Genomic DNA, 19,253 nt, shown 5'->3' with positions numbered 1-19,253 from the left:
CCGAAGCCATCTCCGACACCCCGCCCGACCGCCTCAGCGTCGACCCGGACAGCCCCTATCACGACGCCGCCCTGCTCTCCCGCGGGGTCGGCATCCGCTTCAAGGGCGTCATCAAGACCAATGTCGAGGAATACTGCGTCAGCGAGGGCTGGGTGCGCCTGGCCGTCGGCAAGACCGTCGACCGCCGCGGCAAGGCCATGACCATGAAGCTGCAGGGCGAAGTCGAGCCCTTCTTCGAGAGCTGACCTGACTCAGGTCTGGCGCAGACCGGTCAAGGGCAGGACCAGCCGACGGCCTTCGCTATCCAGGCTTACAAAGCCGTGGTGGCGATAGAAGGCCTCGGCTTCGGCGTCCTTGGCGTCGACCAGCACGGCGAAGACCGCGACTTCTGATCTCGCGGCCCGCATGACCGCGTCCCATAGCAAGATCCCGCCAAGCCCTTGGCCACGATAAGCCTGGTCAATGGCCAGTCGACCGAGCAGGGCGACGGGCGCGGCGCCATAGCGCGGAAGGCGTTTCGCCAGGGCTTGCGGAATCTCCGACAACACCACGCTGGCCGCCGCCAGGGTGTAGAAGCCCGCCACGCGATCTCGGCCCTCCGCGTCGCAGGCGACATAGCAGGCGGTCACCCGCCGCCGGACATCTTGTCCGACCTGATCGTGAAAATAGCGATCCAAGGCCTCGACCCCACAGGCGAAGGCCTTGCGGTCATGCGCGGCGCCCAGGGCCTCGATCCGCAACCTGGCGGTCACTCAGCATCCGCGATCAGGTTTGCATGTGCGCGCCGCGCCCGCTCCATGGCGGGCGACAGGTCCGGCGGCGCCAACAGCAGATCAACGAACCTCTGCTGATCGGCCAGGGACAGCCGCACCAGATTCGTATCTTCCAACGCCCGATTGGCGGCGTCCTGCGCAGCGGCCACCACGAAATCGCTCAGACTGCGCCCCTGAAGTTCGGCCGCGCGGCGCACCCTCGCCAGGGCGTCCGGCGAGATACGCGCCTCAAGCCGCGCCGTTCGCTGAGATGCCCTCGCCATGCTGAAAAACCTCGCTCAATGCGACAGATTGTACGGGAATTTGCCGGACAAATCGAGCGTGAATCCCATCCTACCCCTTCACCCCCGCGATATAGTCCCCCACCGCGTGGCCCAGGACCTCCAGCGGCATGGCGCCCGACAGCAGGCCCGCGTCATGGAAGGCGCGGATGTCGAAGCGCTTGCCCAGCGCCGCCTTGGCCCGGTCGCGCTGCGCATTCCAGTAGGTGTGGCCGATCTTGTAGCTGCAGGCCTGGGCGGGAATGGCGCAATAGCGCTGAACCTCCCGCGTGGTGGACCCGAGCGCGTCGCCGTCCAGCCCCATCAGATAGTCGATCGCCTGCTCGCGGCTCCAGCGCATGACGTGCATGCCGGTGTCGACCACGCAGCGCCCCGCCCGGAAGATCTGGGCCTTGAGCCAGCCGATCTCGCCCAGCGGGTCGTCGTCATACATGCCGAGCTCATAGGCCAGCTGCTCGGCATAGAGCGCCCAGCCCTCGCCATAGCCCGAGAAGTACATGTTCTTGCGCAGCATCGGGAGGCCCTGGCTCTCCTGGGCGATGCCGCCCTGCAGCTGATGGCCGGGCAGGCCCTCGTGATAGAGCGTCGACGGCAGGTTCCACTTCGGCCACTCGGCCGTGTCCTTGAGGTTGAAGTAGATATAGCCCGGCCGCGAGCGGTCGAGCGGGGCGCTTTCCGAATAGGCCAGGGGCGAGCCGTCCTCGATGGCCGGCGGCACCCGGCGCGGCTCGATCTGGTTGTTGGGAATGTGGGCGAACATCTTCGGCAGCCGCGCCTTCACCGCCGCGAGCTTGGTCGACAGGTCCGCCAGCAGTTGGGCGCGACCCGCGTCGGTGTTCGGGTAGTAGAGGCTCGGGTCCTTGTAGAGCGCCTTGATCCGCTCCCCGACCGTGCCCTGGCTCAGCCCCTGCTTCTTCAGCAGCACGTCCAGCCGGGCGCCGATCTCCTTGGCCTGATCGAGGCCCATCTGGTGGACCTCCTGCGGCGTCATGTTCGTCGTCGTGGTGTAGCGCAGATTGGCCGCATAGAAGGCCGGCCCGTCCGGAAAGCGCCACACCCCCGCATCGTGCACCGCCCCGCCGCGGGTCTTCTGCAGGGCCGCGATCTGCCGATCGAGCGCCGGGCCGATCTTCTGGTCATAGAGCGCCGCGGCGCGCGTCCCATAGGCCTCGCCCAGCCCCTTGGCCTTGGCGCGGCGGTCCAGAGAGCCCACCAGGTCGGACTTGTCCGCATTGACCCTCAGCGCCGACAGCTGGCCCAAAGTAATGTCGAGCAGGAAGTCCGGCGGGACCACCCCCTTGGCCACGTCATGGCGGAAGCGGTCGGTGTTGGCGTCGAGGTCGCCGGCGAAGGCGTCCAGCCGCGAGAGATAGGCCTCGGCGTCGACGGCCGTCTCGATCGAATGCTTGGCGTCCAGGAAGGTCGGGACCCGCTGATAGGCCCCGGTGATCGGCGACAGCACATAGCAGGAGGGCGAGAAGCCATCGCGCCCGCCGATGTCCAGGTCCAGCAGCGGCTTGGTGGTCTCGGCCACATAGAGCACGGTGTCATAGTTCACCGCGTCCATGCCGGTCAGCTTGGTCCGGTCGATGGCCTTCAGCCGGGCGATCTGACTCTCGGTCGCCGCCTTCTCGGCCGCCATGCCGGCGGTGGAGACATCCTCCAGCCTCGCCTTCAGGCCGGCGCGCGCGCCCTTGTCGAGACCGAGCTCGGTGGCGTTCTCCGGCTGGCGGACCAGGCCCTCCTCGAAGAAGGCGTCGAGCAGGAGGTTGAGCTTGGCCGCCTCCCCCGACTTCGCCGCCGCGGCGCGGGCGCCGGGGGCAAGTGCGAGCGCCGCGGCCGAGGCCCCGGCCGACAGGAACAGGCGACGATCAAGCATGGGCGAACCTCCGAACCGAAGTCGGTGACCATAGACGGGTCGGACCCTGCGTCCACTCCCCGGCGCGGCTCATCGCGATCTCAGGAAATTTGGGGTTCGCGCCGCCGTCGCCGCGGTTCAAGGTGCCGCCGCCTGCAGGAGAGGAACACCCCATGACCAAGTATCAGAGCATTCTGGAGACGGTCGGCCGCACGCCCGTGGTCCGCGTCAACCGCCTGGGCCCGCCCGGCGTGAACCTCTGGGTCAAGGTCGAGGCCTTCAACCCCCTGGGCTCGGTCAAGGACCGCCTGGCGCTCGGCGTCATCGAGGCCGCCGAGAAATCCGGCGAGCTCAAGCCCGGCCAGACGGTGGTCGAGGCGACCAGCGGCAACACCGGCATCGGTCTCGCCATGGTCTGCGCGGCCAAGGGCTATCCCCTGGTCATCGTCATGGCCGAGAGCTTCTCCGTCGAGCGCCGCAAGCTGATGCGCTTCCTGGGCGCCAAGGTGATCCTGACGCCCGCGGCCCTGCGCGCCACCGGCATGATCGAGAAGACCAAGGAGCTGGCCGCCGCCCATGGCTGGTTCATGACCCGCCAGTTCGAGAACGAGGCCAATCCCGAGGTCCACTCCCGCACCACCGCCGTCGAGATCCTGGAGGACTTCAAGGCCGAGGGCCTCGACTACTGGGTCACCGGCTACGGGACCGGCGGCACCCTCACCGGCGTCGGCCGCGTCCTGCGCAAGCAGAGCCCCAAGACCAAGATCGTGGTCTGCGAACCCTCCGACGCCCCGCTGTTCGCCAGCGGCGAGCCCCAGGCCCGCAACCCCGACGGCAGCCCCTCGGCCGGCCACCCGGCCTGGAAGCCCCACCCCATGCAGGGCTGGACCCCGGACTTCATCCCGCGCGTGGCGAACGAAGCCATCGACGAGAAGCTGTACGACCAGGTCCTGGAGATCCCCGGCCCCGACGCCATCCGCCTCTCCCAGCAGCTCGCCACCCAGGAAGGGATCTTCGTCGGTATCAGCGGGGGCGCCACCTTCGCCGGCGCGCTCAAGGTCGCCGCCGAGGCCCCGGTGGGCTCGAACATCCTGTGCATGCTCCCCGACACCGGCGAACGCTACCTGTCGACCCCCCTCTTCGCCGACGTCCCGGCCGAAATGACTGAAGCCGAGCAGGCGGTGTTCGACTCCACGCCCTATGGGAAGCCGGCGGCTTAGGCGCGCGCCTTCTCCCTCGCCCCACCTCGTGGGGAGAGGGTTGGGGTGAGGGGCGCGCGGCGAAGCCGTGCGTCTTTCGGCGCGAAACATCACAACGGCCCCCTCGGAAAGCCCCTCACCCAACCGCCTAGAGCGAGCCGGACCGCTTGGTCCGGCTATGCGTGGCGCCAATGGTTTGGCGACACGCCGCTCTCGACCCCCGCAAGCTGGGAGAGGGCCAATGGCGCGCACCCCTCCTCAAACCCCATTGCCTGCCCCTCGGTCACCGCGCGCCCACTGCTGAAAACAGCCTCCGGGGAGGACCGCCATGACCTATCAGACCCTGCTCTATGAGCTGGACGGCGCGATCGCGACCGTCACCCTCAACCGCCCCGACAAGCTCAACGCCTACACCGCCACCATGGGCGCGGAGCTTGAGGAGGTCTTCCTGCGGGCCGACGAGGACGACGGCGTCCGGGTGGTGATCGTCACCGGGGCCGGCCGCGGCTTCTGCGCCGGGGCGGACATCTCCGGCGGCGCCGGGGCCTTCGACACCCAGGCCGAGGGCTCGGTGGCCTTCCAGGATTCCGGCTCCAAGGGCCGGGTGCGCGGCGGCGGGGCCGGCTTTGTCGGGGCGATGTTCAATTGCCGCAAGCCGATCATCGCCGCGATCAATGGCGCGGCCGTCGGCGTGGGCGTGACGCTCACCCTGCCCATGGACATCCGCATCACCACGCCCGCCGCCAAGTTCGGCTTCGTCTTCGCCCGCCGCGGCCTGGTGCCCGAGGCCGGCAGCGCCTGGTTCCTGCCCCGGCTCGTGGGCCTCTCCCAGGCCCTGCGCTGGTGCCTGTCCGGCAAGCTGATCACGGCGGACGAGGCGCTGGCCGGCCAGCTGGTCAGCGAGATCGTCGAGCCCGATCAGCTCCTGGCCCGCGCCCGCGAGATCGCGCTGGAGATCGCCGAGAACACCGCCCCGGTCTCCATCGCCCTCACCCGCCAGATGCTGTGGCGCTTCGCCGGCGCCCCCGATCCCTTCGGCCTGCTCAAGCTCGACGGCGCCTTCGCGATGGAGCTGGGCGGCGGACCGGACGCCCGCGAAGGGGTCGGCGCCTTCCTGGAGAAGCGCGCGCCCGACTTTCCGGGCAAGGTCTCGACCGACATGCCGGCGCGCTATCCCTGGTGGGACCAGCTCTAGCGCGAGCGGCCGGCCCAGCTCATGCCGCCGCTGATCGGCCGATAGGCGCCCTGGGCCAAGGCGGCCGGCGGCCGCGCCGGCGCCGCCAGGGGATCCGATCCCGGCGAGAGGCAGACCTCCGGCCCCGGCGCCCGATAGAGCCCGGCCATCATCTCCAGCACCGCCCGCTCGATCTCGGCGCGCACGGCCAGCTGCAAAGGCTCCAGCCCGCCCTTGCCGGCGCTCAGGTCCACCACCGTGTCGCCCAGGAAGCTGAACACCCCGGCGCTGACCTCCTTGCCGACGATCTGCTTCTGATAGGAGACCACGTCGACGATGTCGGAGGTCTTGGTGTCCACCAGCCGCAGGTCGACGCCGACGTTCATCACATAGGTGCGGGCCTTGAACTGGCCCTTGGCGTCGCGGGTCCCCTGCCCGCCCACCGCGCCGTCGGCGCCGGACGAGCGGATATTATAGTTCAGCTCGGTGATGCCGCCGATCAGCACATAGTCCGAGCCCGACATGGCCCCGACCGGGATCTGGCGGAACTGGCCCGGCCCCTGGCCCGCGTCGGAGATCAGCTTGCCGTTGGCGTATTTCAGCTCCAGCTCGGAGACCGAGTTGTCATAACGCTCCACCAGCCGGGCGCCGGACTTGGCGAGCGCCGTGATCGCCATCAGCGAGGCGCCCTGGGTCAGCTTCGGCCCGCCCTGATAGTCCTCCTGCTTGCCGGTGTAGTCGGTGATACGCCCCACCGCGATACGCGGCGAGGGCAGCCGGTAATGGCGCGCATAGTCCGACAGACAGACCAGCGCGTCCGAATAGGGGGTGTCGTTGGCCGTCACTGGGGCCGCGCCCATCGGATCGGCATAGAGGCCGTTGGCGGCGACCGGCGGCGTCTCCACGCTCGCGCAGGCGCCCAGCGACAGGGCCGACACGGCGGCGAAGGCGGCAAGCAGCTTAGCGCGAGACATCGGACACCGTGGCGGTCTTGAGGTTGGCCGTCGCCTGGACCGAACCGGTATTGGTCTGGGTGGCGTCGACGATGATGGTGTTCCAGGAGCCGGCGGCGACGATGTTGATCTGGTTGGCCACGGCCGAGACATTCAGCTGGCTCGTGCCTGAGAACACGCCCTGACTGTCGCCCAGCCCCGCGCCCAGGCCTCCCGACAGACCCGACGGGTCGGCCAGCAGGCCGTTGACGATCACCCGGTTGTTGTTGGCGTCCCGGGTCGAGGGATCGACCGGCAGGTTCTCCTGTCCCATCGCCCGGCCATAGCCGGCGTTCAGCCGGCTGGCGGTCAGCGACTGGGCCGCGCTCGGATGGGCGTGGGCGAGCGCGAGGATCAGGGGCGGCAGGGTGAGCCAGCGGGCGTGGGCGGGGATCATCTTGGAACTCGAAGGACGGAAGGTCATCGAAAAGGGTGCGCCGCTCCGCCTTGGGGACGGAGCGGCGCGGCCAGGCTTAGAAGCCCTTGATCGTCAGGCTGTTGCCGATGGCGGCGGAGGTGACGGAGACGTCGCCCACGACCTTGCTGATCTTGGCGTTGGTGCTGGCCACGGTGTAGGCGGCGTTCACCTGGGTCGAGCCGATCGAGGCCACTTCGCCCGAGATCGTGGCGGTGTTGGCGATGGCGGCGGCGGTCGAGGACAGGGCGCCGTCGACATTGTAGCTGTCGAGCGTCAGGTTCGCGGACGGGTCATAGCTGGCGTACTGGACATTGTTGACCGAGCCCGCCTTGGCGACATCGACGGTGAGCGTGTTGCCGATGGCCGCGGCGGTGACGCCGACATCGCCCACCACATCGCTCAGATGGCCGTTCAGATTGGCCACCGCATTGCCGTTGAAGATCTGGCGGTTGGAGATGTTGCCCGCCTGGTCTCCGGCGATCGAGGCGGTGTTGCCGATGGCGGCGGCGGTCGCGTCGACCTTGCCGGTCACGTTGTTGATGTTGGTGTTCAGGTTGGCGACGATGGTCGCGTAGTCGGTCTGGCTGCTGGAAACGCTTTGTGCGCCGGAATTGTCGGCGGCGAAGGCGGCGGTCGCGACAACCGACAGGGCGGCGGCGGCGAACAGGGTCTTGAAGGTCATGTTTAGCTCCCAAGTCGCCGGGAGTGGCGACGGAAGCCTCAACGCAATGGATGTGCCGTCTATTCGGAATCTATACCACGGGTTAAGATTCTATATTTCCAATTCCTTAAATTAAGACAATATAAACTAAGTAAACGCGGCCCGGTGACTCACCTGGGGAATCCGCCCCGCCCCCGATTCCCCCCACGCGGGAGCGCCTTTTCGCGGCCGTTAACGCCGCCCCAACCGGCCCTGCGGCCGACCGTTTCGGGACCGGCCCGCTTTGAACCACCGGGCTGGATCGAACCGGCACAGTCCGCCTGCGGGTGACGCCAGGGCGCCCTTGAACCCGGCGGGGCCCAGGTCGATGCTGCGCCCCAAGGGAGGACGCCATGAACATCGATCTCGTCTCGCCGCGCAGCTTCGCGGCCGGCCAGCCGCACGACCAGTTCGCCTGGCTCCGGGCCAATTCCCCCGTCCACTGGTGCGAGGAGCCGAACGGCCCCGGCTTCTGGGCGGTCACCCGCTATGACGATGTCTGGACCGTCGACCGCGACTTTCAGACCTTCTCCTCCGAACCCACGGTGATGATCCCCGACCCCGGCCCGGAGTCCGCCGCCTTCGGCCCCTATAAGATGATGCTGATGATGGATCCGCCGGACCACACGGCGTTCCGCAAGCTGATCCGCTCGGAGTTCACCCTGCCCGCGGCCAAGCTCCGCGCCGAGCGGATCCAGGCGCTGGCCCGCCAGATCGTCGATGCTGTTATTGACAAGGGCGAGGTCGACTTCGTCGCCGACGTCGCCGGCGAGATGCCCTCCTTCGTCATCGCCGAACTGATGGGCCTGCCGCTGGACGACGGCCGCGAGCTCTATGCACTCACCGAGGCGATCCACACCGCGCCCGAGGCCCAGGCCCCCGGCGCCGGCGCGCAGGCGGTCTTCAAGATGTTCGAATACGGCTCGAAGGTCATGGCCGAGAAGCGCGCCCGACCCGGCGACGATCTCGCCAGCCGCCTGCTCGCCGCCGAGGTCGACGGCCGCCGGCTGGACGATATGGAATTCCTGCTCTTCTTCCTGTTGCTGATCGACGCCGGGGGCGACACCACCCGCAACCTGCTCTCCGGCGGCCTGCTGGCCCTGATGGACAATCCCGACCAGCTGGCCTGGCTGAAGGCCGACCTGGAGGGTCGCCTGCCCTCGGCCCGCGAAGAGCTGCTGCGTTATGCCAGCCCCGTCATCTATATGCGCCGCACCGCCACCCGCGACGTCGAGCTCGCCGGCCAGCAGATCGGCGCCGGCCAGAAGGTGGTCATGTATTTCGGCTCGGCCAATCGCGACGCCGCCAAGTTCGACCGCCCCGAAGCCCTCGACCTCAGCCGCCCCGACAACGCCCAGATCGCCTTCGGCGCCGGCGCCCACAACTGCCTGGGGCAGCACATCGCCCGCATCGAGATCGACGCCATGCTGCGCGAGGTCCTGAACCGCATGACCGACTTCGAACTCGCCGCCCCGCCCGAATGGCTGGCCTCGAACTTCATCTCGGGGCCCCGGACCATGCCGCTGAGGTTCAAGCGGGCCTGACCCCCTCTCCCCACCTCGTGGGGAGAGGGCACGCCACGCCGCTGACACCCCGCGTCCCCGATGCTACCCCTTCCCCATGCCCACGGCCGCGACCCTTGCCGACCTTGATCTCCTCGTCCGCGGCGGGGTCTGCGCGCTGCTGATCCTGGTGGCGGCGATCCTGGTCCGCGACCATCGCCGCCTGGTCCCCGCCCGCCTGGGCGCCCTGTTCGCGATCAGCGGCGCGGCCCACGCCATCACCATGTCGCCCGGCGTCTGCGGCCAGATCGGCCTGTGGTCGGCCCCGCTCATCGTCCTGTCCACCGGCGGCAATGTGGTGTTCTGGCTGTTCAGCCGCGCCCTGTTCGAGGACGACTTCAAGCCCCGCCCGGTCCACGCCCTGATCTGGCTCGTGGTCGTCACGGTCGGCGCCGTCCAGGGCCTGGTCCTCGCGCCGCGCCATCTGCCGCTCGCCCCCTGGATCGCCGGGGCCCTGACGCTGGAGACCCTGTTCTTCGTGGGCCTGGCGGTCGCCCAGGTGCTGGCCGCCTGGAAAGGCGACCTGGTCGAGCCCCGCCGCAGCCTGCGCCTGCGGGTCGTGGTGGTGGCCGCGGTCTATATGGGCCTGCGGGCCCTGTCGGACCTGACCGGCGTGCGCCAGGCCCAGCCGGAGGCCGCCGGCCTGCTCGACGCCCTCGGCCTCGTCCTGGTCGCCGCCGCCGTGGCGCTCGCCCTCCTGCGCATTCCCGGCGGCGAACTCCTGTTCGGCCGCGAGGCCAGCGCGCCGCCGCCCAAGCTCGAACCGGAGGACGCCCAGCTGGCCGGCGCCCTCGACCACGCCATGACCGTGGACCGGGTCTATCGCCAGGACGGCCTGACCATCGGGGCCCTCGCCGCCCGCCAGGGGCTGACCGAGCATCGCCTGCGCCGGCTGATCAACCAGGGCCTCGGCCACCGCAACTTCAACGCCTTCTTGAACAGCCACCGCATCGCCGAGGCCCGCGCCGCGCTCGTCGATCCCACCCAGGCGGGCGTGCCGATCCTGACCATCGCGCTGGACGCCGGCTTCGCCTCGCTGGGCCCTTTCAATCGCGCCTTCAAGGCCGAGACCGGCCTCACCCCTTCGGACTATCGCCGCCGGGCTCTGGCCGAATCCGAAATCGGCTAGGCCGAGTTCGAATTCGGCGCGACGCCTGCGCCGCCCCCGTCCGACAGCTCCCGGCGACACTTCGCCCTGGAGCCTCGAATGCGCCCGATCCCCGCCGCCCTTCTCCTCGCCGCCGCCCTGCCGCTCTCGGCCTGCGCCGGCCTCAGCCATGCCCCGGACGTCGCCACCGGCCTGGTGAGCCACCAGCTCTGCTCGGCGACCTTCATCTCTGGCCAGGACCCCGACCAGACCTACCGGGAGGCGCTCGCCCCCGTGCTCGGCCCCTTCGCCGGCCTGGTCCGACACAAGGTCGACCGCGAGACGGGCGAGGTGACCGCCCGGCTGGGGCCATTGAGCCGGGCCCGCGCCATCTATCGCGGCCCGCTCGGCTGTCTGGTCCTGCGCGGCGCCCCGCCCGAACCGGTCGTTCTGCACGACGCCCCGGCCACCGCGCCCCTGCTGGCCCCCATCGCCGGCCCGCAGATCGTCACGCCGCAGGATCCCACCCTGGTCGCCGCCCTGGATCACGCCTTCGCCGAGCCCGGCAAGATCCGGCGCAACATCAAGGCCGTGGTGATCGTCCATGACGGCCGGGTGATCGCCGAGCGCTACGCTCCCGGCGTGGGACCCGAGACCCCGCTGCACGGCTGGTCCATGACCAAGTCCGCCACCAACGCCCTGCTGGGCGTGCTGGTCGCCCAGGGCCGGCTCGACATGACCAAGCCCGCCCCCGTGGCCGAATGGGCCGACGCCTCTGACCCGCGCCACGTCATCACGCCCGACGACCTCCTGCGCATGCGCTCGGGCCTGAAGCTGGGGGACTCGTCCAACGCCTCGACCAACTCGGCCGTGGACATCTCCGCCCGCGCCATGTTCGCCGAGCGGGACATGGCGGGCTTCTCCGCCGCCGCCCCGCTGGACGGCGTCCCCGGCCAGAGCTTCGCCTATGCCGACGGCGAGACCCTGATCCTGTCACGGATCATCCGCGATCTGGCCGGCGGCGATGCGGCGGCCGTCCACGCCTTCATGCGCCGGGAGCTGTTCGACAAGCTCGGCATGGCCGGCGCAGTGCTGGAGCTCGACGCCCTGGGCACGCCGCTCGGTGGTAGCCACCTCTACGCCCCGGCCCGCGACTGGGCCAAGCTCGGCCAGCTCTATGTCCAGGACGGGGTGGTCGGGGGCGAGCGCATCCTGCCCGCCGGCTGGGTCGATTATTCGGCGCGGCAGACCCCCGGCTCCGAGCGGATCGGCTACGGCGCCGGCTTCTGGACCGAGCGCGGCGAGGGCTGGGCGGTCAATCATCGCCGCGAGAACGGCCTGCCCGCCGACAGCTTCATGGCCCGCGGCAGCTTCGGCCAGTTCATGCTGGTCAGCCCGGCGAACCGTCTGGTCATCGTCCAGATGGGCCCGAGCAATAGTGTCGGCGGCGATATAGAAGGCCTGTTCCGCCTGACCCGCGAGACCCTCGCGTCGATCGGCGCCAAGCCCTAGACGGAGGGCGCGGCGTCCTCGTTGCGGAACGACATGGTCACCTGCACGCCCGCTCCGGGCGCCGACTGGACGTCGATGCTCGCCCGGGCGTTCTGCAGCAGCGAGCGGACGATCAGGGCCGAGAGCTTGCCCGGCCTCGGCCAGGCGTCGCCGGGCGCCAGGCCGATCCCGTCATCAGCCACGATCACCTGGCATCCCTCCGGGGCGTTCAGGCTGTGCAGGGTGATGGTCCCGCCGTCCCGGCCCTTGAAGGCGTGCTTCAGGCTGTTGGTCAGCAGCTCATTGACCACCAGCCCGACCGGCATGGCGACATCCAGGGTGACCAGCCAGGTGTCGACCTGCAGGTTCAGGTGGATGCCCTCGACCGCATGGGCCCGCATCACCGCCGAGGCGATCTCGCTCAGATAGACCCCCAGGTCGACCGCCCCGTCCAGGCCGGTGTCGGTAAGCGCGTGATAGAGCAGGCCCAGCGCCTCGACCCGGCCCGCCAGCCGGTCGAACCCATCGCCCAGCGACCGGTCGCTCAGCCCCTTGGACTCCAGGCGGATCAGGGCGGTGATCATCTGCAGATTGTTCTTCACCCGGTGCTGCAGCTCCTGCAGCTGCAGGTCCTTGACCCGCGCCAGCTCCTGCAGCTCGTCCAGCACCGCGCCGTCCCGGCCGGTGGTCTCGACCAGGGCGACCAGGCGGAACACCGCGCGCGCGGCGTCGTCCTCGATCACATTGGACCAGGCGTCGACGACAATGTTGGTCTCCGAGCGCGGGATCGTGAACGAGCCCACAAAGTCACGCTCCCCGCCCACCGCCTCGGCCAGGGTGCGGGCGTCCCGCGCGGCCGTGGCCGTGCCCGGCAGGCCCTCCCAGCGGCCGCCCAGAATGGAGTCCAGCTCCTGGCCGATCAGGCGCAGGAAGGCCTCATTGGCGTAGACGATGCGTTCCGAGGGGTTCAGTTCGGCGACCGCGACGGCGACGGGCGCTTGATCGAGGAACTGCTTGAAGAGATCGCTTTCCAGGGCCGAGGCCAGATCGGGCGTCTCCATCAGACGCTCGACCCCCTCGCGGGATTCCTCGGAGACCATCTCACCCTACTCCCAGCTCGACGTCCGTCGGCGGACGGCTCCGATCGACCAACGCGGCCCCTGACTGCCCCTAGGGCCTGGCGCGGCAAAGCGAAAGCGAATTCCGCCGCCGCGCCATGGTCTAGCTTGTTGATTTTTCGCGATTTCCCGACGCAGCCCACGGGAAACGCGGCGGCCGACCGCGATCTTGCGCGACGGCCGCTCGGGCCCTGGCTATCGTCGCCCCAAACCTGATCCGGAGCCCGCCTTGTCCCGCCGCCTGTTCGCCGCCGTCCTCGCCGCCGCCTCGCTCGCCGGCGCCGCCCATGCCGAGACCCTGCTGCTCAAGCCCGACCGGGTGTTCACGGCCGCCGACCAGGTCGCCCATCCCGGCTGGTCGGTGCTGGTCGAGGGGACGACGATCAAGGCGGTGGGGCCCGACCTCGCCGCCCCGGCCGGCGCCCGCGTCGTCGCCCTGCCCGGAACCACCCTGCTGCCCGGCCTGATCGACCTGCACAGCCACCTCTTCCTGCACCCCTATAACGAGACCCTGTGGGACGATCAGGTGCTGAAGGAGCCGCTCGCCTACCGCACCGCCCGCGCCGTGGCCCAGGCCCGCGCGACGCTGGAGGCCGGCTTCACCACCCTGCGCGACCTGGGCACCGAGGGGGCCGGCGACGCCGATGTCGGCCTGAAGCGCGCCATCGACGACGGGATCGTCCCCGGCCCGCGCCTCTATGTCGTCACCCGCGCCATTGTCGCCCAGGGCGCCTATGGCCCGGCCCGCAAGGCCTATGCGGAACAGGACCTGCCCCAGGGCGCCGAGGAGGCCTCCGGCGTCGACGAGATCGTCAAGGTCGTCCGCCGCCAGGCCGCCGCCGGCGCCGACTGGATCAAGGTCTATGCCGACTATCGCGTCGGTCCCGACGGCTCGACCCGCCCGACCTTCAGCCAGGCCGAGCTCGACGCCCTGGTCGCCACCGCCCACGACCTCGGCCGCCCGGTCGCCGTCCACGCCTCCACCGACGAAGGCATGCGCCGATCCGCGGTCGCCGGCGTGGATTCGATCGAGCACGGCTATGGCGGCTCGGAGGCCACCTTCAAGCTGATGGCCGCCAAGGGGATCGCCTATGTGCCGACGCTCACGGCCACCGAATCCACCTCGACCTATTTCGCCCACTATGTCGCCGGGGTGACCCCGCCCACCCCGGCCATGGTCAATGCCGAGCGCGCCTTCCGCCTGGCCCGCAAGCTGGAGGTGATCGTCGCCAACGGCTCCGACGTCGGCGTCTTCCGCCACGGCGACAACGGCCGCGAGCTGGAATGGCTGGTCAAGGACGGCATGACCCCGGTCGAGGCCCTGATCGCCGCCACCGCCACCGACGCCAAGGTGCTCGGCCGCGCCGACCTCGGCCGCGTCCAGCCAGGCCTCACCGCCGACCTCATCGCCGTGACCGGCGACCCCACCGCCGACATCTCCGCCGTCCGCCATGTGGTCTTCGTCATGAAGGGCGGCGCCGTGGTGAAGGCGCCCTGAGGGGCGCTGACCTGCTCCCTCTCCCCGCACGCGGGGAGAGGGCCATAACCCCCGCGCACCCCGCCAGGCACAGCCAGCCGAACAGGTCCCCCACGCGCCCATAGACCGCCGGCGTCCGCGCGGTCGGCGCCATCCCCGTCACCAACGTCATGCCCGGCCCGCTCATGCCCTCGGCCAGGATTCGGCCGCGGCTGTCGCTGAGGCTGGAGATCCCTTCCCGCGTGGCGCGGACGATCGCATAGCCGCTCTCCACCCCGCGCAATGCCGTCAGCCGGTCGCTCAGCCAGGCGTCGCGGACGAAGTCCCAGGCCGGGACCAGCATCAGGCCCGCGCCCCGGCCGCCATAGCCGCGCCCCAGGTCGGGAAAGTGCATGTCCTTGCAGATCGCCACCCCGACCCGTCCGGCCGACGAGGGCACGACCAGATCGCTGCGCCCCGGAATGTCGCGGGCCTCCAGGCCCGGCACCGGGTGCTGCTTGTCATAGAGCGTGACCCGGCCGTCCGGCTGGGCCAGCACCGCCTGATTGCGATAGCGCCCCGCGCCGTCACGCACCTCCAGCCCGACCAGCACGGTCGCGCCCCTGCGCCGCGCCAGGTCGGCGACCTGTCCGGCCGCCACCTGGGCCTGCGCGGTCGACAGCAGGGCGATCTTCTCCGGCAGGACCAGGATCCCGCCCGCCGGCGCCGCGCGCTCCGCGGCGGGGCCATAGACCGCCCAGACCGTGCCCCAGTCCTCCGGCTCGCGAGCGAAATGGTCGGTGGCCAGCATCGCCACCGCCAGGCGCGGACCCGTCTCCGCCTGGCCCAGCCGCCAGACGCCATACCCCAGGGCCGCGCCAGTCACCGCCACCACCACCGCTCCGGCCGCGATCAACCCGCGCCAGGAGAGTTCCGCCCCCATCAGCCGCCCGGCCGCCAGTCCCAGCCAGGCGCCCGGCGTCAGCACCAGGAACACGACGGCCGGAATCCCGCCGAACGCCGCGACCTGGATCGCCGGCAAGGCGTCCATCTGGCTGTAGGCCAGGCTGCCGGCGCTGCCGTGCGGCGACATCGCCAGGACCAGGGTCTCGGCCCCGGCCAGCAGGGCCGGCAGGGCGAAGACCGCCACCGCCAGGGGCAGCCGCCGCGTCATCGAAGCCGCGAACCTCACCGCTCCGCCCCACAGCAGGACATGCAGCAGCATGATGATCGCCGTCGCCACGGGCCCCGGAACCGACAGGTAATAGCTGAGCGTCGTCACCCCGCCGATCAGCCCCATCACCGCCCCCAGCAGCCAGGTGCGTCCGCGCGGTCCGGCGACCGCCGCCGCCAGCACCGGGGCGGGCGCCAGCCACGCCGCCGGCCATAGGGGGTTCAGACTGTAGCTCAGGGCCAGCAGGCCGCCGGACAGGGCGGCGAGCGCCAGCGCCGCCCCCAGCGGCAGGCCGCCGGTCTCGGCGCGGCGGGTGTCCAGGGTCACGGTCGTCATCAGGTCCTCCGACATCATCGAGACCTCGACCTGCCCGCCAGAACCCCTGGCCGCGAGCTGATCTTCGCCAATGGGCGAACGGGTTCGGCGGCGGGCGAGCGGGCGCGTTGCGAGGCGGGGGCGGCGACGGCATAAGGGCGGGCATGCGCTTTCGCGACCTGATCGGCGATCCGGCCCTATGGGCGCGGCGGCTCACCCTGGCCACGGCGACCGGGATGCTGCTCGGCCTGATCGGTCCCTTCGGCAGCTACCTCAACGACAACGCCGTCGCCCGCATGGCCTATTGGACCGGCCTGGTCTGGCTGGGGACCGTCCTGCACAGCCTGGGCTTCGCGGCGGCCGTCTCGCTCGGCGCGCGCTGGCGACTGCCCCGGTCGTTTTCCGTCGCCGCCGGGATCGTCATCGCCTCCGTCCCGCTGGCCGCCGCCTCGGCCCTCATCGGCCACCTCGCCTGGCCCAGATACACCCGGGACCTCGGCCCGCTGGACTGGTACGGCCAGACCCTGATCGTCTCGGCCCTGCTGGTCGCCGGCCTGTTGTGGATCGAGGGCCGGCTCAGGACCGACCCGCCGTCTCCCGCGCCCGGCCCGACCGACGATCCCCGCCTGCCCGCCCGCCTGCGCGACCAGGCGCTCTGCCTGCAGATGGAGGACCACTATGTGCGGGTCCACACGCCCTCGGGCTCGGAGCTGGTGCTGATGCCCATGCGCGAGGCGATCGCCGCGCTCGGCGGTCTCGAGGGCCTGCAGGTCCACCGCTCCTGGTGGGTGGCGCGCCGCGCCGTCACGGAGGCGAAGCCCGCCGGCCGCGCCGCCAGCCTCACCCTGACCAACGGCCTCGTCGCCCCGGTCGCCCGCAACCGCGTCACCGACCTGCGCGCCCAGGGCTGGCTCTCCTAGGCCGCCTCCAGCAGGGCCATGGTGCCCTGGCCCCCGTCGGCGCAGATCGAGACGATGGCCCGTTCGCCCTTGCCGCGGCCCGCCAGCTCCTGGATCGCCTGGGACAGGATCCGGGCGCCGGTCGCCCCGAACGGATGGCCGAGCGCCACGCTGCCCCCGGTCGGATTGACCCGCTCGCGAGGGAAGTCGCCCAGATCGACCGACACGCCCGCCTTGTCGCGGACAAAGCCCCGGTCCTCCCAGGCCTTGATGTGGAACAGGAGCTGGGCCGCGAAGGCCTCATGGATCTCCCAAAGCCCGATGTCGGCATAGGCCAGGCCGTTGCGCGCCAGCAGCCGCGGAACCCCATAGGCCGGCGCCATCAACAGCCCCTCGTTCCGCAGGTCGATGGAGGTGATCTCGAAATCGACCAGCTTCACCCGGGGCGTCGCCGCCGGCAGCCGCTTCAGCCCCGCCTCGGTCGCCGCCCACAGGGCCGCGGCGCCATCGGTCAGCGGCGAGGAATTGCCCGCCGTCAGGCTGCCCTGGCCGCTGGTCCGATCGAAGGCCGGCTTCAGCCGGGCCAGCCGCTCCAGCGAGGTGTCGGCGCGCGGAATGTTGTCGCGCTCCATCCCCGCCACCGGGATCACCAGATCCTTGAAAAACCCGGCCGCCCAGGCTGCGACCGCGCTCTGGTGGCTGGCCAGCGCCACGGCGTCCTGGTCCTGCCGGCCGATGCCCCACTGCTTGGCCGTGATCTCGGTGTGCTCGCCCATGCTCATGCCGGTGGTGCGGTTGACCACGCTCGGGATGAACAGGCCGATGTCGGCGGGTCGGATCCGGCCCAGGGCCTTCAGCCGATCGCCGCCGGTCTTCGCCTGCTGCACGGCGCGGAAGCGGTTGGACAGCTTCTGGGACAGGCCGATCTGCACCTGGCTCATGCTCTCGGCGCCGCCGACCAGGGCGAGGTCGCGCCCCCGTCCGTCCAACAGCCCCGCCGCCTGGAACGCCCCGGCCATGCTGGTCGAGCAGGCCATCACCGTCCCATAGGCCGGAATGGTCGGGTCGAGACCGGCGTCCAGCACCACCTCGCGGGCGATGTTGCTCCAGGTCAGGTTGGGGATCACCGCCCCCCAGACCAGCAGGTCCGGCTTGCCCTGGGCCCGCTGGACCATCGCCTGGACGACGGGGACCGACAGCCCGATGGCGTCGAGGCCCGCCAGGGGTCCGTCCACCTTGGCGAAGGGCGACCGCACCCCCGCCGCCAGCCAGATCTGTTCGCCCATGCTTCGACTCCCATTGCCACGCGCTGACCCTGGGTGATGATGTGGCTGCGAACACAACCGGCCTCAAGGCGCCACCCCCAAGGATCCCCATGCGAAACGCCCTGCGCCTCGGTCTCGCCCTACTGGCCTCCGCGATGCTCGCCGCCTGCGCGCCGACGCCCTCCCCGGCCGCCCCCCAGCCCGTTCCCGCAGCCCAGGGTCCGGACGCCAAGGCTTGCGCCGCCGGGGGCGGACGGATCCAGCCGGTCTGCATGCGCGGCGTTCCGGTCTGCGTCGTCCCCTATCGCGACGCCGGCAAGACCTGCCGCGACAAGACCGACTGCCAGGGACGCTGCCTCTATCAGGGCGAGCGCCCCGCCGATCCCGAGACCCCGGTCACCGGCCAGTGCCAGGCGACCTCCAACCCCTGCGGCTGTTTCGCCGAGGTCGAGCACGGCCGCTATCTGCGCGGGCTGTGCGTGGACTGAGGCGCGCCTACGCCGCCTTCCACGCCTTCGGGTGCGCGAACCGCAAGCCGACGGCCAGGCGGTTCCAGGCGTTGATGGTGGTGATCAACAGGGTCAGATGGACGATTTCCTCGTCCGTAAATTCCGCCTTCAGCGGCAGATAGGCCTCGTCCGGCGCGGCGGTCTGGGCGACCAGGGTCAGGGCCTCGGTCCAGCCGAGCGCCGCCTGTTCGCGGGCCGTGTAGTAGCTGCTCTCCCGCCAGGCGGCGATCAGGTGCAGCCGCTCCTCCCGCTCCCCGGCCGCGCGGGCGTCGCGGCTGTGCATGTGCAGGCAGAAGGCGCAGCCGTTGATCTGCGAGGCGCGAAACTTCACCAGCTCGATCAGGCTGGTCTCCAGGCCGGAGGCGGCGATCTGCGCCTCCAGCGCCATCATCGGCTCCAGGGCCTGGGGCGCGACCTGATAGGCGTTGATGCGGGTGGTCATGGCGGGTGTCCTTGTCACGTGGGTTCGCGACAAGGACGTGCTCACCGCCCGACCTGTGACATCCTTCAGGGCGCGGGCTTCAGCTCCACCTGGCTGATGTGCCATTTCAGCTGGTCGGGTGTGGCGCCCGGCACGTCATTGACCCGGCGCAGGGTCACGGGGCCCAGCAGGTTGAATTGCGGGCCGGTCTTCAGCCGGCCATAGGCCTGGACCTGCACCTGCACATAGATGGAGCCCGCTCCGCCCTCCGGGTCGCCCGGCTTGCCGACCAGGGCGTGATAGCTCTGATAGGGGGCGAACTGGGCGGCGAAGGCGGCCTCGGTCATGCCGCTGCCCTCGCCGTCGGCGCCCCACAGCTTGCGCGCCTCGGCGTACTTGCCCTGTTCGATCAGGCTGAAATAGGTCTCCACCAGGGTGGCGGCGGCCTGCGGGCTCTTCGGCCGGCCGGGGTCTCGGAGATCGGGGTGCGGTCGTCCGGCAGGGCGCCGGGCTGGCCCGGCTGGGGCGGGGTCAGGGGGCCGTTGGGGTCGCCGTCGGGGC

General features: G+C 70.6%; 20 protein-coding genes. 9 read left to right on the top strand and 11 right to left on the bottom strand.

Annotated elements, in window-relative coordinates; all coding sequences use genetic code 11:
• Window positions 1–8 precede the first annotated feature (8 nt).
• A complete protein-coding gene (locus tag MQH10_RS21525; RefSeq protein ID WP_242566061.1) occupies window positions 9–245 on the top strand; it encodes a DUF3297 family protein in 237 nt (78 codons plus the stop codon).
• Window positions 246–251: 6 nt separating this feature from the next.
• Here the strand turns inward: MQH10_RS21525 and MQH10_RS21520 are convergent, their stop codons facing one another.
• From MQH10_RS21520 to MQH10_RS21510, 3 genes are all read right to left on the bottom strand, one after another.
• Window positions 252–752, bottom strand: coding sequence for a GNAT family N-acetyltransferase (locus MQH10_RS21520; protein ID WP_242566032.1), 501 nt, complete (start codon window positions 750–752; stop codon window positions 252–254).
• Entirely contained in the window at window positions 749–1,036 is a 288-nt protein-coding gene (locus tag MQH10_RS21515) for a type II toxin-antitoxin system TacA family antitoxin (RefSeq protein ID WP_272887079.1), read from the bottom strand. Before MQH10_RS21515 ends, MQH10_RS21520 begins: the two co-directional genes overlap by 4 nt.
• Before the next feature lie 70 nt (window positions 1,037–1,106).
• A complete protein-coding gene (locus MQH10_RS21510) occupies window positions 1,107–2,933 on the bottom strand; it encodes a DUF885 domain-containing protein (RefSeq protein ID WP_242566030.1) in 1,827 nt (608 codons plus the stop codon).
• Between the two features lie 152 nt (window positions 2,934–3,085).
• Here MQH10_RS21510 and cysK point away from each other — a divergent pair, with 152 nt between their 5' ends.
• Together cysK and MQH10_RS21500 are read left to right on the top strand one after the other, a co-directional pair.
• Window positions 3,086–4,132, top strand: a complete 1,047-nt coding sequence (cysK, locus tag MQH10_RS21505) for a cysteine synthase A (RefSeq protein ID WP_242566029.1) — start codon at window positions 3,086–3,088, stop codon at window positions 4,130–4,132.
• A gap of 307 nt (window positions 4,133–4,439) precedes the next feature.
• The gene (locus MQH10_RS21500; RefSeq protein WP_242566028.1) at window positions 4,440–5,306 is read left to right on the top strand and encodes an enoyl-CoA hydratase-related protein; all 867 of its coding nucleotides are present in this window, start codon (window positions 4,440–4,442) and stop codon (window positions 5,304–5,306) included.
• On the opposite strand, the gene hfaB is transcribed toward MQH10_RS21500, so the two are convergent.
• From hfaB to MQH10_RS21485, 3 genes are all read right to left on the bottom strand, one after another.
• On the bottom strand, window positions 5,303–6,259 hold the full coding sequence (hfaB, locus tag MQH10_RS21495) for a holdfast anchoring protein HfaB (RefSeq protein ID WP_242566027.1): 957 nt from the start codon (window positions 6,257–6,259) through the stop codon (window positions 5,303–5,305). The genes MQH10_RS21500 and hfaB overlap by 4 nt on opposite strands.
• The gene (hfaA, locus tag MQH10_RS21490; protein ID WP_242566026.1) at window positions 6,246–6,674 is read right to left on the bottom strand and encodes a holdfast anchoring protein HfaA; all 429 of its coding nucleotides are present in this window, start codon (window positions 6,672–6,674) and stop codon (window positions 6,246–6,248) included. Before hfaA ends, hfaB begins: the two co-directional genes overlap by 14 nt.
• Before the next feature lie 76 nt (window positions 6,675–6,750).
• Window positions 6,751–7,377 carry a hypothetical protein gene (locus MQH10_RS21485; protein WP_242566063.1) on the bottom strand — a complete coding sequence of 209 codons (627 nt, stop codon included), beginning with the start codon at window positions 7,375–7,377 and terminating at the stop codon, window positions 6,751–6,753.
• Window positions 7,378–7,748: 371 nt separating this feature from the next.
• Between MQH10_RS21485 and MQH10_RS21480 the strand changes: the two genes are divergently transcribed.
• The 3 genes from MQH10_RS21480 to MQH10_RS21470 all read left to right on the top strand — a co-directional run bounded on the left by MQH10_RS21480 (window position 7,749) and on the right by MQH10_RS21470 (window position 11,556).
• Window positions 7,749–8,939, top strand: a complete 1,191-nt coding sequence (locus tag MQH10_RS21480; protein ID WP_242566025.1) for a cytochrome P450 — start codon at window positions 7,749–7,751, stop codon at window positions 8,937–8,939.
• A 76-nt stretch (window positions 8,940–9,015) separates the two neighbouring features.
• A complete protein-coding gene (locus MQH10_RS21475) occupies window positions 9,016–10,086 on the top strand; it encodes an AraC family transcriptional regulator (protein ID WP_242566024.1) in 1,071 nt (356 codons plus the stop codon).
• Window positions 10,087–10,164: 78 nt separating this feature from the next.
• Window positions 10,165–11,556 (top strand): serine hydrolase domain-containing protein, encoded by a 1,392-nt coding sequence (locus tag MQH10_RS21470; protein WP_242566023.1) that lies wholly within the window; start codon window positions 10,165–10,167, stop codon window positions 11,554–11,556.
• Here the strand turns inward: MQH10_RS21470 and MQH10_RS21465 are convergent.
• Window positions 11,553–12,635, bottom strand: coding sequence for a sensor histidine kinase (locus MQH10_RS21465; RefSeq protein ID WP_242566022.1), 1,083 nt, complete (start codon window positions 12,633–12,635; stop codon window positions 11,553–11,555). The genes MQH10_RS21470 and MQH10_RS21465 overlap by 4 nt on opposite strands.
• Before the next feature lie 247 nt (window positions 12,636–12,882).
• On the opposite strand from MQH10_RS21465, the gene MQH10_RS21460 reads away from it, so the two are divergent.
• A complete protein-coding gene (locus tag MQH10_RS21460) occupies window positions 12,883–14,151 on the top strand; it encodes a metal-dependent hydrolase family protein (RefSeq protein WP_242566021.1) in 1,269 nt (422 codons plus the stop codon).
• Here MQH10_RS21460 and MQH10_RS21455 read toward each other — a convergent pair.
• Window positions 14,117–15,619: a nitrilase-related carbon-nitrogen hydrolase gene (locus MQH10_RS21455; protein WP_242566020.1), complete on the bottom strand. Its 1,503-nt coding sequence runs from the start codon at window positions 15,617–15,619 to the stop codon at window positions 14,117–14,119. The two genes, MQH10_RS21460 and MQH10_RS21455, sit on opposite strands and share 35 nt — an antisense overlap.
• A 143-nt stretch (window positions 15,620–15,762) precedes the next feature.
• Between MQH10_RS21455 and MQH10_RS21450 the strand changes: the two genes are divergently transcribed.
• Entirely contained in the window at window positions 15,763–16,518 is a 756-nt protein-coding gene (locus tag MQH10_RS21450; protein ID WP_242566019.1) for a LytTR family DNA-binding domain-containing protein, read from the top strand.
• Here the strand turns inward: MQH10_RS21450 and MQH10_RS21445 are convergent.
• On the bottom strand, window positions 16,515–17,783 hold the full coding sequence (locus MQH10_RS21445) for an acetyl-CoA C-acyltransferase (protein ID WP_242566018.1): 1,269 nt from the start codon (window positions 17,781–17,783) through the stop codon (window positions 16,515–16,517). The two genes, MQH10_RS21450 and MQH10_RS21445, sit on opposite strands and share 4 nt — an antisense overlap.
• 89 nt (window positions 17,784–17,872) lie before the next feature.
• On the opposite strand from MQH10_RS21445, the gene MQH10_RS21440 reads away from it, so the two are divergent.
• A complete protein-coding gene (locus MQH10_RS21440; RefSeq protein ID WP_242566017.1) occupies window positions 17,873–18,250 on the top strand; it encodes a hypothetical protein in 378 nt (125 codons plus the stop codon).
• Window positions 18,251–18,257: 7 nt separating this feature from the next.
• Here the strand turns inward: MQH10_RS21440 and MQH10_RS21435 are convergent, their stop codons facing one another.
• Window positions 18,258–18,713, bottom strand: coding sequence for a carboxymuconolactone decarboxylase family protein (locus MQH10_RS21435; protein WP_242566016.1), 456 nt, complete (start codon window positions 18,711–18,713; stop codon window positions 18,258–18,260).
• Between the two features lie 65 nt (window positions 18,714–18,778).
• A complete protein-coding gene (locus MQH10_RS21430) occupies window positions 18,779–19,123 on the bottom strand; it encodes a hypothetical protein (protein WP_242566015.1) in 345 nt (114 codons plus the stop codon).
• Window positions 19,124–19,253 lie beyond the last annotated feature (130 nt).

It is taken from the genome of Phenylobacterium aquaticum, from assembly GCF_022695515.1.
Taxonomy (GTDB): Bacteria; Pseudomonadota; Alphaproteobacteria; order Caulobacterales; family Caulobacteraceae; genus Phenylobacterium; species Phenylobacterium aquaticum.
The sequence above is the reverse complement of the archived record's forward strand: the minus strand, read 5'-3'. Positions and strand labels throughout refer to the sequence as shown.

What these genes read in the sequence shown, in the direction of transcription:
- MQH10_RS21445 (WP_242566018.1), bottom strand. Translation starts at nt 17,783, where the DNA reads ATGGGCGAACAGATCTGGCTGGCGGCGGGGGTGCGGTCGCCCTTCGCC.
- MQH10_RS21455 (WP_242566020.1), bottom strand. Translation starts at nt 15,619, where the DNA reads ATGACGACCGTGACCCTGGACACCCGCCGCGCCGAGACCGGCGGCCTG.
- MQH10_RS21515 (WP_272887079.1), bottom strand. Translation starts at nt 1,036, where the DNA reads ATGGCGAGGGCATCTCAGCGAACGGCGCGGCTTGAGGCGCGTATCTCG.
- MQH10_RS21435 (WP_242566016.1), bottom strand. Translation starts at nt 18,713, where the DNA reads ATGACCACCCGCATCAACGCCTATCAGGTCGCGCCCCAGGCCCTGGAG.
- MQH10_RS21510 (WP_242566030.1), bottom strand. Translation starts at nt 2,933, where the DNA reads ATGCTTGATCGTCGCCTGTTCCTGTCGGCCGGGGCCTCGGCCGCGGCG.
- MQH10_RS21500 (WP_242566028.1), top strand. Translation starts at nt 4,440, where the DNA reads ATGACCTATCAGACCCTGCTCTATGAGCTGGACGGCGCGATCGCGACC.
- MQH10_RS21470 (WP_242566023.1), top strand. Translation starts at nt 10,165, where the DNA reads ATGCGCCCGATCCCCGCCGCCCTTCTCCTCGCCGCCGCCCTGCCGCTC.
- MQH10_RS21465 (WP_242566022.1), bottom strand. Translation starts at nt 12,635, where the DNA reads ATGGTCTCCGAGGAATCCCGCGAGGGGGTCGAGCGTCTGATGGAGACG.
- MQH10_RS21480 (WP_242566025.1), top strand. Translation starts at nt 7,749, where the DNA reads ATGAACATCGATCTCGTCTCGCCGCGCAGCTTCGCGGCCGGCCAGCCG.
- cysK (WP_242566029.1), top strand. Translation starts at nt 3,086, where the DNA reads ATGACCAAGTATCAGAGCATTCTGGAGACGGTCGGCCGCACGCCCGTG.
- hfaB (WP_242566027.1), bottom strand. Translation starts at nt 6,259, where the DNA reads ATGTCTCGCGCTAAGCTGCTTGCCGCCTTCGCCGCCGTGTCGGCCCTG.
- MQH10_RS21485 (WP_242566063.1), bottom strand. Translation starts at nt 7,377, where the DNA reads ATGACCTTCAAGACCCTGTTCGCCGCCGCCGCCCTGTCGGTTGTCGCG.
- MQH10_RS21450 (WP_242566019.1), top strand. Translation starts at nt 15,763, where the DNA reads ATGCGCTTTCGCGACCTGATCGGCGATCCGGCCCTATGGGCGCGGCGG.
- hfaA (WP_242566026.1), bottom strand. Translation starts at nt 6,674, where the DNA reads ATGATCCCCGCCCACGCCCGCTGGCTCACCCTGCCGCCCCTGATCCTC.
- MQH10_RS21440 (WP_242566017.1), top strand. Translation starts at nt 17,873, where the DNA reads ATGCGAAACGCCCTGCGCCTCGGTCTCGCCCTACTGGCCTCCGCGATG.
- MQH10_RS21475 (WP_242566024.1), top strand. Translation starts at nt 9,016, where the DNA reads ATGCCCACGGCCGCGACCCTTGCCGACCTTGATCTCCTCGTCCGCGGC.